At 67.0% G+C, this 13,840-nt stretch carries 13 protein-coding genes, 1 tRNA gene and 1 pseudogene; 5 read left to right on the top strand and 10 right to left on the bottom strand.

The window, feature by feature from the left end:
- Positions 1–329: 329 nt before the first annotated feature.
- The 6 genes and pseudogenes from N7I30_RS02505 to N7I30_RS02530 form a co-directional block, all read right to left on the bottom strand.
- Positions 330–1,019 carry a GntR family transcriptional regulator gene (locus N7I30_RS02505; protein WP_498636477.1) on the bottom strand — a complete coding sequence of 230 codons (690 nt, stop codon included), beginning with the start codon at positions 1,017–1,019 and terminating at the stop codon, positions 330–332.
- A 243-nt stretch (positions 1,020–1,262) separates the two neighbouring features.
- On the bottom strand, positions 1,263–2,048 hold the full coding sequence (locus tag N7I30_RS02510) for an SDR family NAD(P)-dependent oxidoreductase (RefSeq protein ID WP_498636479.1): 786 nt from the start codon (positions 2,046–2,048) through the stop codon (positions 1,263–1,265).
- Between the two features lie 11 nt (positions 2,049–2,059).
- The gene (locus N7I30_RS02515; RefSeq protein WP_498637106.1) at positions 2,060–2,662 is read right to left on the bottom strand and encodes an LLM class flavin-dependent oxidoreductase; all 603 of its coding nucleotides are present in this window, start codon (positions 2,660–2,662) and stop codon (positions 2,060–2,062) included.
- Positions 2,663–2,693: 31 nt separating this feature from the next.
- Positions 2,694–3,029 (bottom strand): annotated as a pseudogene (locus tag N7I30_RS02520) (LLM class flavin-dependent oxidoreductase); the annotation flags it as partial.
- 97 nt (positions 3,030–3,126) lie between these two features.
- The gene (locus N7I30_RS02525; protein WP_498636481.1) at positions 3,127–3,498 is read right to left on the bottom strand and encodes a DUF1330 domain-containing protein; all 372 of its coding nucleotides are present in this window, start codon (positions 3,496–3,498) and stop codon (positions 3,127–3,129) included.
- 46 nt (positions 3,499–3,544) lie between these two features.
- On the bottom strand, positions 3,545–3,847 hold the full coding sequence (locus N7I30_RS02530; protein WP_498636483.1) for a DUF1330 domain-containing protein: 303 nt from the start codon (positions 3,845–3,847) through the stop codon (positions 3,545–3,547).
- A gap of 233 nt (positions 3,848–4,080) precedes the next feature.
- Here N7I30_RS02530 and N7I30_RS02535 point away from each other — a divergent pair, with 233 nt between their 5' ends.
- Together N7I30_RS02535 and N7I30_RS02540 are read left to right on the top strand one after the other, a co-directional pair.
- Positions 4,081–4,989, top strand: coding sequence for a LysR family transcriptional regulator (locus tag N7I30_RS02535; RefSeq protein ID WP_188075796.1), 909 nt, complete (start codon positions 4,081–4,083; stop codon positions 4,987–4,989).
- 128 nt (positions 4,990–5,117) lie between these two features.
- Positions 5,118–6,104, top strand: coding sequence for a zinc-dependent alcohol dehydrogenase family protein (locus N7I30_RS02540; protein WP_024350086.1), 987 nt, complete (start codon positions 5,118–5,120; stop codon positions 6,102–6,104).
- A gap of 179 nt (positions 6,105–6,283) precedes the next feature.
- On the opposite strand, the gene N7I30_RS02545 is transcribed toward N7I30_RS02540, so the two are convergent.
- Both N7I30_RS02545 and N7I30_RS02550 read right to left on the bottom strand, forming a co-directional pair.
- Positions 6,284–7,906 (bottom strand): ABC-F family ATP-binding cassette domain-containing protein, encoded by a 1,623-nt coding sequence (locus tag N7I30_RS02545; protein WP_498636486.1) that lies wholly within the window; start codon positions 7,904–7,906, stop codon positions 6,284–6,286.
- 218 nt (positions 7,907–8,124) lie between these two features.
- Positions 8,125–8,199, bottom strand: a tRNA-Gln gene (locus tag N7I30_RS02550).
- Positions 8,200–8,470: 271 nt separating this feature from the next.
- On the opposite strand from N7I30_RS02550, the gene N7I30_RS02555 reads away from it, so the two are divergent.
- Both N7I30_RS02555 and N7I30_RS02560 read left to right on the top strand, forming a co-directional pair.
- Entirely contained in the window at positions 8,471–9,697 is a 1,227-nt protein-coding gene (locus N7I30_RS02555) for a DUF3616 domain-containing protein (RefSeq protein WP_498636488.1), read from the top strand.
- Positions 9,690–10,592, top strand: coding sequence for an MBL fold metallo-hydrolase (locus N7I30_RS02560; RefSeq protein ID WP_498636490.1), 903 nt, complete (start codon positions 9,690–9,692; stop codon positions 10,590–10,592). Before N7I30_RS02555 ends, N7I30_RS02560 begins: the two co-directional genes overlap by 8 nt.
- A gap of 27 nt (positions 10,593–10,619) precedes the next feature.
- Here N7I30_RS02560 and N7I30_RS02565 read toward each other — a convergent pair whose 3' ends face one another.
- Positions 10,620–11,534: a DUF1499 domain-containing protein gene (locus N7I30_RS02565; RefSeq protein WP_498636492.1), complete on the bottom strand. Its 915-nt coding sequence runs from the start codon at positions 11,532–11,534 to the stop codon at positions 10,620–10,622.
- An 81-nt stretch (positions 11,535–11,615) separates the two neighbouring features.
- Positions 11,616–13,244 carry a fatty-acid--CoA ligase gene (locus tag N7I30_RS02570; protein ID WP_188075802.1) on the bottom strand — a complete coding sequence of 543 codons (1,629 nt, stop codon included), beginning with the start codon at positions 13,242–13,244 and terminating at the stop codon, positions 11,616–11,618.
- 156 nt (positions 13,245–13,400) lie between these two features.
- Here N7I30_RS02570 and N7I30_RS02575 point away from each other — a divergent pair, with 156 nt between their 5' ends.
- A complete protein-coding gene (locus N7I30_RS02575) occupies positions 13,401–13,805 on the top strand; it encodes a hypothetical protein (RefSeq protein WP_024350013.1) in 405 nt (134 codons plus the stop codon).
- Positions 13,806–13,840: the final 35 nt, after the last annotated feature.

Raw genomic sequence — 13,840 nt, forward strand, 5'->3', positions numbered from 1 at the left:
GTTTGCAACCGGCCGCGATGCGTTCGCAGCGAAGGGGGCGAAAGCGATGATCGAGAGCGTGAAAGGGCGCCGCGTTTGCGTAGCAGAGCCAAGGGAGCGCTTCGCCACATCGGGCTTCCGCCCGGACACAAGCGGAAGTCCATTCGCAAAGGCCTACCGGGCCCTGCCGCGCAAGCGGTCGGGCGGCAATGAAGAATGGTCACCACGCCGTCTATGACGCGATCAGCGATAATTCGGGATGGTGTGAGCGGGCCGGCGCGCGGCGGCCCGGCCGACGCCTGGGAAGCGGCTATCGGCGGTGCGCGCGGTGCGTCACGCGAGCGACGCCTTCAGTCCGCGTCGTCGAAATAGGATGCGTGCTGCTGCCGGATCAGTTCGATCGTCGAATCGAGACGTGTCAGATGCAGCATGCCCGCAGCGACGGCCTCCTCGGGGCGCTGCGCCTTGACCATCTCGGCGATCTGCTGGTGATCCTCGACGAGCTGCGGCATGCGGTCTTCCTTGGACAGCGACAGCATGCAGAGCCGATCGACCTTGGCTTTCTCCGTCGCGATGACGTCGAAGGCGTAGTCGACGCCGGCGATCTCGCAGAGCGTTTTGTGGAACTCGTAGTCGAGCGTGATGAAGCCTTGCGAGTCCGACCGGCTCAGGGCGCTGCGCTGCTCTTCGAGACTGAGGTCCAGCCGCCGCGCGTCCTCGTCCCTGCAGAATCGGGCGGCCCGCCGCAGCACCTCGGACTCTACCGAGGCGCGGACAAAACGCGCCTTCTCGATGCCCTTGTTCGAGAAGCGCTTCACCTCGGTCGATCGCTGCGGGCGGATCAGCAGGAGATCGAGATTGGCCAGCCGGTTGAACGCATCCCGGACCGGCTGGCGGGACACGCCGAAGCGGGCGGCGATCTCGGTTTCGGAAATCTTGGCGCCCGGCAGAAGGCGCAACGAGACGATCTCGCCGTAGAGATAGCTGGTGATCCTGTCCATGCCGGTGCGGCGATCCCAGGCCTGCGTTTCGTCCATCATGTGCAGTGCTCTCGTCGCTGGCTCTTGCCCGAAACCGGGTTCATGTTTCCGTTCAGGGGCCAACGCATGCGGATGATCATGGCGTTCGGGTCTGCTCGCGGTTCGAAGACGGCATCGCCCCGGGATTGGGGTCGAAGGCCGCCATCGCGAAACGGTCGCAGGTCGGGCACAGAGCTTATAGCCCCGAATGCCGCATTTCACGCAACACTTCCCCGGGGCCGGCGACCGCAATCCTTCCCGCTTCTAGACGAGACCGTTGATCGTCCGCATGAGGGCTTCGCGCTTGTCGGCGTCCTGCGCATCGGCATGGGGGAAGGCGAAGCGGCGGCCGTCATTGTCGTAATATCGGCCGGATGCGTCGGCGAACTCGTCCGACGTGGCGGCGCGCGAGAGGATGTCGACGCCGATGCCGATGTCGTTTCCGCTCGTGCCGAAGGCGGCCTTGACCATCTTGGTGCCCAGCAGCGATCCCGGATTGACGGCGACGACGACCGGGCCGTCTTCTCCCAGTTCGTCGGCCAGTGAACGCGACCACATGGTCAGCGCCAGCTTGCTCTGGGCATAGGCTGACCCGTCGGACAGGCGCTTGCCGCCCGTCAGGGCCTCAAGGTCGACGGGCGCCTGGGCCGCGGAGGAGAGATTCACGATCCGCGATCCCCGCCCCATGATCGGCAGGAGCTCGCGGGTCAGCACATAAGGGGCGATCGTGTTGACCGCGAAGCGCATGTCGAGCCCCTCGGCGGTCACCGTCTCCGCCGTCCCGTAGACGCCGGCATTGTTGATCAACACGTCGAGACTGTCGTGCCGGTCCCGGACCGCCTTCGCCAGCGATCGCACCGCATCCGCCCGGGACAAATCGGCCATGTAGGTCTCGACCGACGCGCCGTCGGGCATGGCGTTCGCGGCCGCCGCCAGTCTGTCCGCGCTGCGGCCGTGCAAGAGGATCGTATGGCCGTCGGCGGCGAGCTTCTTCGCCGTTTCCAGCCCGATGCCATCGGTCGAACCGGTGATCAGAATGGTCTTGGACATGGTGGACATCCTCAGTTCGAGAAGGCTGGCAACAGCTCGTCGGCCAGGCGTTTCATGGTGGTTTCGGTATCCGCACGATTGAAGCGCAGGTTCAGCGCGACATGGTTCACGCCGATCGCCTCGCGCGCCTTCAGGTAGCGTGCCAGATGGCGCATCCCCAGTCGCAGGCCGAGATGGATCGGCCGGGGCGGCGCGTCGGGATCGTCCTCCAGGTCGAGATAGAGCGGCTCCATCGCCGGTTTCGCAGCGCCGCCCGCATTCTCTGTCCGGGTTCGCCAGTCGCCGATGATCCGCGCCTGCGTGGCCGCGTCGCGTGGATAGAGCATCCAGCCATCACCGTGGCGTGCGATCCATTCCGGATCCTGCTGACTGCCGCCGGTGACGAGAAGCGGCAGCCGCCCGCCGACCGGCTTGGGCAGCATGTCGATGCCGCCGTCCAGACTGCCGACCGGGCTGTCGAAGGCCGGGGCGTCGGCGCCCATGTGGCGGATATAGTCGTAGCTCTCGCGAAACCGCACCCCGCGGTCGGCGAAAGATGTGCCGGTCGCCGGAAACTCGTCGGGCCGGTCGCCCGATGCGATACCGAAGAATGAGCCGACCGCCCGACAGCACATCGACGCTGGCCGCCGCCCTCGCGACATGCGCGGGATGGCGCAGCGGCAAAACCACGCTGGCCACGCCAAGAGCGATCCGCTGCGTCATCCCGGCCAGAAGGCCGAGATAGACGAACGGATCGTAGGTCTGGCCTGCATCGCCGAAGGACGGAACGTTGAACGGCACGTCGCGCAGCCACAGCGCGGCAAAGCCCAGATCGTCGGCCAGCCGTACCCGCTCGAGATGCCGCGTCATCGAGGGCACTGCCCGCGTCGCGTAGGTTTCCAAGGGCACGACGAGCCCCAGGGTAAGCCGGTTCGGCTGGAACACCGCATTGTAGGCGCGGTTGATCGTTGGAAAGTTCCGACTTGCGGCGCGGTCCAGCATGTCCAGGCTTTCGCTCTCTCACCCATGTTCGGCTCTCGCCGCAGCAAGAGAAGGCGCCGCCTCGCCGTCAGGCCGACGGTGGCGCCCCCTCCGATTCTCAGTTGGCCAGGGCGTCCTTGCCCTCGACCAGCACGTGATGGCTCACCGAGCCCTCGGCCCGCGCCTTCAGATGCGGGCTGTATTCCGGATCGTTGACGAACGCCTCGGCGGCTTCTTTCGACGGCCACTCGATGATGATCTGGAGGGCGGCATCGTCCCGGTCGCCTTCCAGACGTTCGTGGTTCGAGGTGCGCGCGAGGAATTTCCCGCCATGGGCCGCGACCCGCTGGTTTGCGACGGGAAGATAGTCGGCGACCCACTCATCCGTCGTCGGCGTGACCGACAGGACGGAATAGTAGGGGGTGGCTTCCTGGGCGGCAGCCGTGGAGATGGCCGAAGCCAGCACGGATGCGAGGATGAGCGTCTTCATGGTTCGTTTCCCTGGTAAAGCGTGACGGAATGGATCGGCGGCGGCCTCAGGCGAGGTCGTCCCTGCCCTCGACGACGGCGTGAACACTTCGCGAGTTCGCCAGGCGCTGCTGGAGATGCGGCGTGTATTCGGGATCGCTCTCGAAGGCTTTCGCCACTGCGACCGACGGCCATTCGATGATGATGCGCAGCGCAACGTCATACGGCTCCCCCTCGATCTGCTCGTGCGACTGCGTGCGGGCGAGATACCTGCCGCCGTGGCGCGCGATCACCTTGTTCGCGGTGGGCAGATAGTCCTCGACCCAGTCTGCGTTCGTCGGCGTCACTTCGAGTACGGAATAAGCGGTCATGGTCTCATCTCCTGGATTGCGGACGACGGACGCCTGTCCGGTGCGGCTCGGTTCATGTCCTGGAAGGGGCGCGCGACGGCATTTCGATGCGGATCTACACGCTGAACTGCCGGGCATGTCGGCAACCCGCCGAGGCATCCGTCTCCGTGCTGACACTAGGGAAGATCGCTATTTCCGAAAGCTGAGTAAATCGCGCATAATGCGATTCAGTATTTGCGATACGGATATAATCGATGGATACCGACAATCTGCGTCTGTTCGTCCTCGCTGCGGAGCGGCTGAACATCAGCGCGGCGGGGCGCGCTCTCGGGATGACGCCGGCGGCGGCCAGCACCCGGCTCGCCAAGCTGGAACATTCGCTCGGCGCGGAACTGCTTCACCGATCGACGCGCAAGGTGTCGGTGTCGATCGAAGGGATGGAGTTCCTGCCCTTTGCGCGCGAGATCCTCGCCCAGCAGGATGCGGGCCTTGCCGCGCTGGGGCGGGGCAACCCGACCATTACGGGCACGCTGCGTTTTGCCGCCTCGTCGACCTTCGCGGTCGAGTATATCGCACCGCTGGTCCCCGACTTCCTCGACAGCTACCCGCATCTGAAGCTCGATCTGCGGCTGTCGGATGCGCCCTTCGATCTCATCGAGGGATCGTTCGACCTCGCGCTCCGCAGCGCCCCGCTGGCGGATTCGTCGCTGAAGGCGCGTCGCCTGGCCGACGATACGCGGGTCCTTGTCGCCGCACCGGCCTATCTCGCCCGGAACGGGACGCCGACAAAGGCCTCGGACCTTAGGGACCATCGTCTCATCGGCTTTCGCAACGCCCTCCCCCGACCGCTGCGCGGACCGCAGGGGACCGACCAGAGCTTCGATCCGGGGGCAACGAACTGCCGGCTGATCGTCGACGATGGTGCGAGCCAGAAAGCCGCAACGCTGGCTGGCGCGGGCATCTCGATGAATTCGCTCTGGTGCATTCACCGCGAACTGGCGGAGGGCACGCTGGTCCGGGTTCTGGCCGACCACGAGATCGACGATGGCTCCGTCCTGTGGCTGGTCTATCCGAAGTCGAATGTCCTCTCGCCCAAGGTGCGGGTGCTGATCGACTTCCTGGTTGACCGGATCGGCCGCAACCCGCCCTGGCTGCAGGCATAGCTGCCGTCGCCACTCGGCGGACGTAAGCGATTATATCGTCTAAGCGGAAACTGAACTCTGAAATCCGCCGTTTATCGCTTTTTCTGGCGGTGTAGCTTCATTGGGAAACCAGCCAATGGAGCATGACCATGCAGACGATGATCCTTGAAGAATACGGGCCGACCGCTGCATTTCGCCCCCGGGAGCAGGCCAGGCCGTCGGCGTCCGAAGGGCATGTCGTGGTTCGCATCGCGGCGACCAGCGTCAACACGATCGACATGATGATCCGCAACATGGGATCGGATCTGGGCTTCGCGCCTGCACTTCCGGCGATCCTCGGCATGGATTTCGCCGGTACGATCGAGGAGGTCGGCGCCGGGGTCACGGATTTCGCGGTCGGGGACGAGGTCTATGGCTGCGCCGGCGGCCTTGCCGACCTGCAGGGGGCGCTGGCGGAGTATATGCCGGCCGACGCCAGACTGATCGCCCACAAGCCGAAGTCCCTGTCCATGCGGGAGGCCGCGGCCCTGCCGCTCGTCGGCATCACGGCCTATGAGGGTCTCACCCGTGCGGGCGTCACCAAGGGACAGAAGGTCCTGGTGCACGGCGGGTCCGGCGGCGTCGGGCATGTCGGCGTGCAGCTTGCGAAAGCCTTCGGAGCAGAAGCCTACGCGACCGATAGCGGCGCCGAGCGGATTGCCGTCGTGAAGGAACTTGGCGCGGAGCCGATCGACTTCAGGACCGAAGCGGTCGCGGATTACGTCGCCGCCCATACCGGCGGGGCCGGGTTCGACGTCGTCCTCGACACCGTGGGCGGGGCCAATCTGACGAACTCCTTCGCGGCCGTTGCGCTGAACGGGCATGTGGCGACCACGCTCGCGATGGCCGAGCTGGATCTGACGCCCGCGCATCTCAAGGGCGCGTCCCTGCATGTCGTCTTCATGCTGATCCCGATGCTGCACGACAAGGATCGGAGCGCCCATGGGGCGATCCTCGCCGAACTGGCCCGTCTCTGCGACGAGGGCGCACTGAAGCCGGTGGTCGACGAGCGGCGGTTCAGGCTTGCCGAGGTCGAAGACGCCTATCGGCACCTCGCCAGCGGCAAGGCGATCGGCAAGGTGGTCGTCGTCGTCTGACCGACCCCGAGAGCGGGAGCGGCCCCAGGGATGCCGCCGCTCTCGCTCGCGGCACCGAACCAGCACGATCGCGGACCTGCCGAAAGCGGATCGCCCCTTACCTGTTGCGGCGCCACACCCTGCTCCGCGCGCCGTTTGTCCGCGATCCATCCCTGAGGCGTCTCAGGACGACACGGGGCTCAGCTCCGCAGCCCCGGGGCCTCCTGGCCGGTGCGCTCGACATATTCGGCATAGCCGCCGCCATAGAGATGCGGTCCCTCCGGCGTCAGCTCCAGCACGCGGTTGGAGAGCGCCGCCAGGAAATGGCGGTCGTGGCTGACGAAGAGCATCGCGCCTTCGTAGCGCGACAGCGCCTCGACCAGCATCTGCTTGGTGGCGATGTCGAGATGGTTGGTGGGCTCGTCCAGGACGAGGAAGTTCGGCGGGTCGAACAGCATCCTGGCCATGACCAGCCGGGCCTTCTCGCCACCTGACAGCACGCGGCACTTCTTCTCGATCTCGTCGCCGTAAAAGCCGAAGCAGCCCGCCAGCGAACGCAACGGCGCTTGGCCTGCCTGCGGGAAGCTGTCTTCCAGCGTCTGCAGGACCGTGCGGTCGCCTTCGAGCAGCTCCATCGCGTGCTGGGCGAAATAGCCCGTCTTGACGCTCGGCCCCCGGGTCACGTGGCCGGTATCCGGCTCCGAGGCACCGGCGACCAGCTTGAGCAGCGTCGATTTGCCGGCACCGTTGACGCCCATCACGCACCAGCGCTCGCGCCGGCGCACCTGGAAGTCGAGGCCCTGATAAATGGTGCGATCGCCGTAGCTCTTGTGGACGCCCCTGACGGTTGCGACGTCCTCGCCCGAGCGCGGCGCCGGCTGGAACTCGAAGCGCACCGTCTGCTGGCGCTTGGGCGGCTCGACGCGCTCGATCTTGTCGAGCTTCTTGACCCGGCTCTGCACCTGCGCGGCATGGCTGGCGCGCGCCTTGAAGCGCTCGATGAAGGCCACTTCCTTCGCCAGCATCGCCTGCTGCCGCTCGAACTGCGCCTGCTGCTGCACCTCGGCGATGGCGCGCTGCTGGCGATAGAACTCGTAGTCGCCCGAATAGGAATTCAGCGCGCCGCCGTCGATCTCGATGATCTTGTTGACGATGCGGTTCATGAATTCGCGGTCGTGCGAGGTCATCAGGACGGCGCCGTCGAAGCCCTTCAGGAAAGTTTCGAGCCAGATCAGGCTCTCGATATCGAGATGGTTCGACGGCTCGTCGAGGAGCATGATGTCCGGGCGCATGAGCAGGATCTTCGCGAGAGCCACGCGCATCTTCCACCCGCCGGACAGCTCGCCGACATCGCCATCCATCATCGCCTGGCTGAAGCCGAGGCCGTCCAGCACCTCGCGGGCGCGCCCGTCCAGCGCATAGCCGTCGAGCTCGTCGTAGCGCTCCTGCGCTTCCCCGTAGCGGGTGATGATCTCGTCCATCTCGTCGGCGCGGTCGGGGTCGGCCATGGCCGCTTCCAGCTCGGCCATCTCGGCCGCCAGGGCGCTGACCGGTCCCACCCCGTCGATCACCTCGACCACCGCGCTGCGGCCCGCCATGTCGCCGACATCCTGGCTGAAATAGCCGATGGTCACGCCACGATCGACCGAGACCTGGCCTTCGTCCGGCAGCTCCTCGCCGGTAATCATGCGAAACAACGTCGTCTTGCCCGCGCCGTTCGGTCCGACAAGCCCGACCTTCTCGCCGCGCTGTAATGCGGCCGACGCCTCGATGAAGACGATCTGCTTGCCGTTCTGCTTGCCGAGGCTTTCAAGGCGGATCATGCGGGGATTCCAGGTGGGAGCGAGGGAGGAGCCGCCTCAAACCATCCCACCCGCTGCCGTGCAAGAGGCCGCGACGCCACCGGCCGGTTTTGCCGGCGCTCATACGGCCTTGGACTTACGGCGCAGCCGCAGCCGGTTTGAGCCTGACGGCCATTTTAGTCGGAGGGTTCTCTCCAGCCGAGACCCGGAATCAACGATTTCAGGAGGATGTAGATTCTTGGCTGGGGCGGCAGGATTCGAACCTGCGAATGGCGGCACCAAAAGCCGCTGCCTTACCACTTGGCGACGCCCCAAGGCGCATGGCGGTCCTATAGCCTCTGGCCGGCGTCCTTGCAACGACCCGTGGCCGGGTTCGGATGCGGTGTGACACGGCGGATCGTCGCCGAGCGATCGGGGCCGTTTCAGCGTGCGGCGATCGCGGCTGTGGCGCCATGCCCGCGGCCCGGTGGCCGAAGCCTGCAGCCTCTTTGCCGACCGCCGTCCTGCGGCGATGACCGCTTGCGCCCTTGCTTGCGGCGCTCCCCGCGCGATGTCCTCGAGCATCCGCAACCACGAGACGCTGTCATGGCCAAGAACCGGCGCCCCCGCCTGCCCGCCGCCGAGGCAACCGCGATCGACAAGTCCATGGTCCTCGACCGGTCGCGGTCCGGCACCGTCGATCTCACGTTTCGCGCGATCGACGAACTGGCCCATGTCCACGACCCGATCTGGGAGGACGTCTCGGCACTGGCGGTCATCGGCCGGTCGATCTTCTGCACCTGCGACGAGACCGCGACGATCGAGCGCGTGGTGCTCGATGAGGCCGGGACGAACGCCGCCGGGCACGCGAATTTCCCCCTCGGCGAAGCCTTCGACCTGCCCGACGGGCCGTCCGGCGAAATGGACATCGAAGGCCTGGCGATCGCCGATGGTTATCTGTGGATCTGCGGCTCCCATTCGCTGAAGCGCGACGATCCCGAAGAGGGTGGCCTGGCGGACATGGAGGACATCGACTGGGACCCCAACCGGGGCTTTCTCGGCCGGGTGCCGCTGATCGATCGCGGCGACGGGGTGTTCGAGCCGGTCGCCGCCATCGATGCGCTGGACGGCGTGCCGGGCCGGCGCGCGGCGATGGTGAAGATGTCGAAATCGTCCAGGACGCCGATCCGCAAGATGCTGGCGAAGGATGCGCTGATCGGCCCCTTCGTCGACCATCCCTGCAAGGAGAACGGCCTCGACATCGAGGGGCTGGCCGTGCAGGGCGACACGGTGCTTCTCGGCCTGCGCGGGCCGGTGATCGGCGGCCATGCGATGATCGTGCGGCTGGAGATGAAGGAAACCGGATCCGGCGCCCTCAAGCCGCGCAAGCTGGAGAACGGCCAACGCTACCAGCTGCAGGCCGTCGATCTCGACGGACAGGCGATCCGCGACCTCGAATGGCGCGACGATCGGCTGCTGATCCTCACCGGCGCGACGACGGATCTGGAGGCGATGCAGTCGGTGGTGGTCATCGACGACTACGATCCGGGCCGGCCGGTCTACCAGGCCGGGCTCCTGGCGCGGATCCTCGACCTGCCGGTGATCCGCGGCTCCGACCATGCCGAGGGCCTTGCCACGATCGGGATCGACGGGCAGGACAGGCTGCTGGTGGCGTATGACTCGCCGCACGAAACGCGGACCGACGCCGCCCTGCGCCGCCTGACGACGGATCTGTTCGAGATCGCCGAAGCGGCGGCGCAATCCGATCGCCCCGCCCCGGCGGCGAGGAAGGGCGGCAAGAAGCGAAAGGCCCGATCGCGCCAACATGCCTGAGTTCCAGACGGATTTCGATCCCGCCTATGGCCGGCTGGTCCCGGTCGCCGCCCATATCGGCCGGGTAACGGCCAACAATCCCAGCGCCTTCACCTTTGCCGGCACCAACAGCTACGTCGCCGGGCGGGACGGTTGCTTCGTGGTCGATCCCGGCCCGGACGACGACGCCCATCTGGATGCGCTGGTTGCGGCGATCGCCGGACGGCCGGTCGAGGCGATCCTGCTGACCCATACCCATCGCGACCATACCGGCCTCGTGCGGCGGCTGGCCGCCCTCACCGGGGCGCCAATCGTCGGCGGCGGACCGCACCGCGCCTCGCGTCCGCTGCGCGACGGCGAGGCCCACCGGCTGGAAGCGGCCGGCGACACCGACCTCGCCTTCGACCGGATCCTGTCCGACGGCGAGCAGCTGACGCTCGGCGGCCTGCCGGTTTCCGTGGTGGCGACGCCGGGCCATTGCGCCAATCATCTGGCCTTTGCCGTCGGCGAGGACGGCGTGCTTCTTTCCGGCGATCACGTCATGGGTTGGTCGACCTCCATCGTCGCGCCGCCGGACGGGGCGATGCGCGACTACATGGCGTCGCTCGAGCGCCTGCTCGCGCGCGACGACCAGCTCTATTTGCCCGGCCATGGCGGCGTCATCGCCGCGCCCAAACCCTTCGTGCGCGGGCTGATCGGCCATCGCCGCATGCGCGAGACCGCCATCGTCAGGCGCCTTGCCGATGGCGACCGGACGATCCCGGAGATCGTCGCGGCACTCTACAAGACGGTGGATATCCGCCTGCACGGGGCGGCCGGCCTGTCGGTGCTGGCGCATCTGGAGGACCTGGTCGCGCGCGGCGTCGTCGTTTGCGACGGGCCGCCGACACTGGCCACGACCTACACCGCCGCCTGAGACGGCGGAGCCGCGTCCAGAGTCCGCTCAGCCGGCCTCTATGGTTTCCAGACCCGACATGGCGAGATCGAGATCGGCCAGGAACGCCTCGATGAAGCGGCGGTTCTGCCCGAGATCCAGCCCGGTGGCGCGCGAGACGGCGCGCAGGTCGACAAAGGTCTCGCCGCCCTCCTGCACCAGCCGGATCGTCACGTCGCTCGGCAGGGCGAACAGGCGATCGCGCGCCACTGCGGCGACGCGGTACTGGTCGCTGTCGGGACGGTCGAGCCCGTCATCGGCGACCATCGCGTCGATGCCGGCCCGCGGTGTCGGCAGCGGGACCGCGCCGGTGCTGACGCCGAGATCGTCGGATTGCCGCTCTGCCTCCGCTCCCGCCAGAGCCGGGTCGCCGACAATGACCTCCCCCACCGTCCAGCCATGATCGGCCAGGACGGTGCGCGCGGCCTGGTAGACCCGCGGGGCGTCGGCGAGATAACGCCGGCCGGGCACCACGCTGGGCATTTCCGTCGGCGCGGCGAAGGCCGATGCGGGGGCGGAGGCGATCGCCGGCGCGGCGGTGGCCTCGGGGGCGAAGCCGTCCGTATAGGCGGCATTGGCCTGCGGATTGACGCGGGCGAGATAGGCGCCGGTGGCAAAGGGGGACAGGGCGATCAGCGACAGGACGAAGCCGGCGAACACCTTGTGACCGCCGCGCACGCCGGCGAACCACACGCGCAGCAGGCCGTAGCAGGCCACCACGAGGGCAAGCGCGGCGAGCCCGCCAACCAGGAGCAGCAGACCGATCAGCGCCTGGGGCACGATCCAGCCGAGACGATAGAACACCACCGCCGCCACCATCAGCGCGATGGCGAAGGCGGCGAGCCCGCGGGCAAGCCCGGCGAAGCGCAGCCGCTTCTGAAGATAGTGGCCGGAAACCGGCAGGCGTCCGTAGATCGAATTCATGGGCGGGACCTTGGCAGGGGTTCCGCGAACATAGAGGAAAGCCCGGGCGGCAGAAAGACCGCCCGGGCGTCGGTCATGCGATCAGATGGTCGGCAGGCGATAGTCGCGGAACTGGTCGCGCAGCGTCATCTTCTGGATCTTGCCGGTCGCCGTATGCGGGATCTCGTCGACGAAGGCGACGTCGTCGGGCATCCACCATTTGGCGATCTTGCCTTCCAGATAGGCGAGGATGTCCTCCCGGGAGACATTGCGGCCTTCCTTGCGCACGATGACCATCAGCGGGCGTTCGTCCCATTTGGGATGGGCGAGACCGATCACCGCGGCCTCGGCGACGTCCGGATGGCCGACGGCGAGGTTTTCCAAGTCGATGGTCGAGATCCACTCGCCGCCGGACTTGATGACGTCCTTGGCGCGGTCGGTGATCTGCATGTAGCCATGCTGGTCCATATGGGCGACGTCGCCCGTGTCGAACCAGCCATCCTCGTCGAAGGCCTCCGCGCCGGTGCCCTTGTAGTAGGACGAGGCGACCGCCGGGCCGCGCACCTTGAGGCGGCCGAAGGTCTTGCCGTCCCAGGGCCGCTCGACATTCTCGTCGTCGGTGACCTTCATCTCCACGGCGAAGGGCGGATGGCCCTGCTTCTCCTCGATGTCGAGCAGCGCGTCGCCGGTCAGGTCCTGGTATTCCGGCTTGATGGTACAGAGCGAGCCGAGCGGGCTCATCTCGGTCATGCCCCAGGCGTGGATGACCTGCACGCCGTAGACTTCCTGGAACTTCTGGGTCACGGCGCGCGGACAGGCCGACCCGCCGATGACGACCTTCTTGAGGTCCGGCAGTTCGCCGCCGACCTTCTCCAGATGCTGCAGCAGCATGAGCCAGACGGTCGGCACGGCGGCGCTGAAGGTCACCTTCTCGGTGGTCAGGATCTCGTAGACCGACGCGCCATCCATCTTAGCGCCCGGCATGATCATCGCGGCGCCGGCCATCGGGCAGGAGAAGGCGAGACCCCAGCCATTGGCGTGGAACAGCGGCACGATCGGCAACACCCGGTCGCGCGACGAAAGGCCCATGGCGTCGGGCTGCTGGGCGATCATCGAATGCAAGAGGTTGGAGCGATGGGAGTAGAGAACGCCCTTCGGATTGCCCGTCGTGCCGGAGGTGTAGCACATGCCCGCGGCGGTGTTCTCGTCGAACTCCTTCCAGGCGAAGTCGCCGTCGGCCTCGGCGAGCCACTCCTCATAGGCGACGACATTGGCGAGCTTGGTCTCGGGCATGTTCGCCGCGTCGGTCAGGACGACGATCTTCTCGAGGCTCGGCACATTCGGCGCGATGGCCTCGAGGATCGGCATGAAGGTGACGTCGGCGAAGATGATGCGGTCTTCGGCATCGTTCATGATCCAGGCGATCTGCTCGGGGAACAGCCGCGGATTCAGCGTGTGGTAGATCGCGCCGATCCCGACGATGCCGTACCAGCATTCCAGATGGCGCCAGGTGTTCCAGGCGAGCGTCGCGACGCGGTCGCCGAGCTTGATCCCCTCGCGATCGAGCCGCTGCGCCAGCTTCATGGCGCGGGCCCGCACCTCGCGGTAATTGGTCCGATGCATCGGCCCTTCGACCGAGCGGCTCACCACCTCGCGTAGCGGATGATAGGTCGCGGCGTGGTCGATCACCTTCGAACAAAGCAGCGGCCACTGCTGCATCAAACCCTGCATTCCGTCCTCCCTGACTGCGGGCCGAGACATGGCCCCGCGCGACAATCGGAAAAGCCGGGCCCGATGTCCAGCATGCAAAAGGCGCCCTGCCATAGTTCAGCCGTCTCGCCGCGTGACCATCGCCGGCAAGGGACGAACGGATTGAGTGGTGGTGCCATGCAGATTGCAGAACAGACCGTCGCAGTGCCGGACGTCGACGGCGACAGCTTCAGCGCCGTGGAGTTCGAGCTGGCGCTCGACATGCAGGACCTGACCGAGATCGACTTCGCCGACTGCGTGCGCGCGGCCGCCGGCAGCGTGGGCGGGGAATTTCTCTTCGACATGCCGGCCGACGGGACGCTCGACAATGTCTCGCGCATCGCCGCGGTGCGGGTCGAGAGCCAGAACCGCGACCGCATCGCCTTCGCGGTCCTCAACGACGAGGGCACCGAGATCCGGGTGCCGGACGACGACGAGGTGGACGAGCGCCTGCGCGGATTTGCCCGTGCCTTTGTCGGCGTCCTGACGCGCATTCGCGACGACCTGCCCTTCGGCTCGGTGAGGCCCGAAGGCACGGCCTGACCTCGCGCTCCGGCGGCCGCCGCGGTGTCGCGCGG

The organism is Aurantimonas litoralis (genome assembly GCF_026153195.1).
GTDB classification, from domain to species: Bacteria; Pseudomonadota; Alphaproteobacteria; order Rhizobiales; family Rhizobiaceae; genus Aurantimonas; species Aurantimonas coralicida.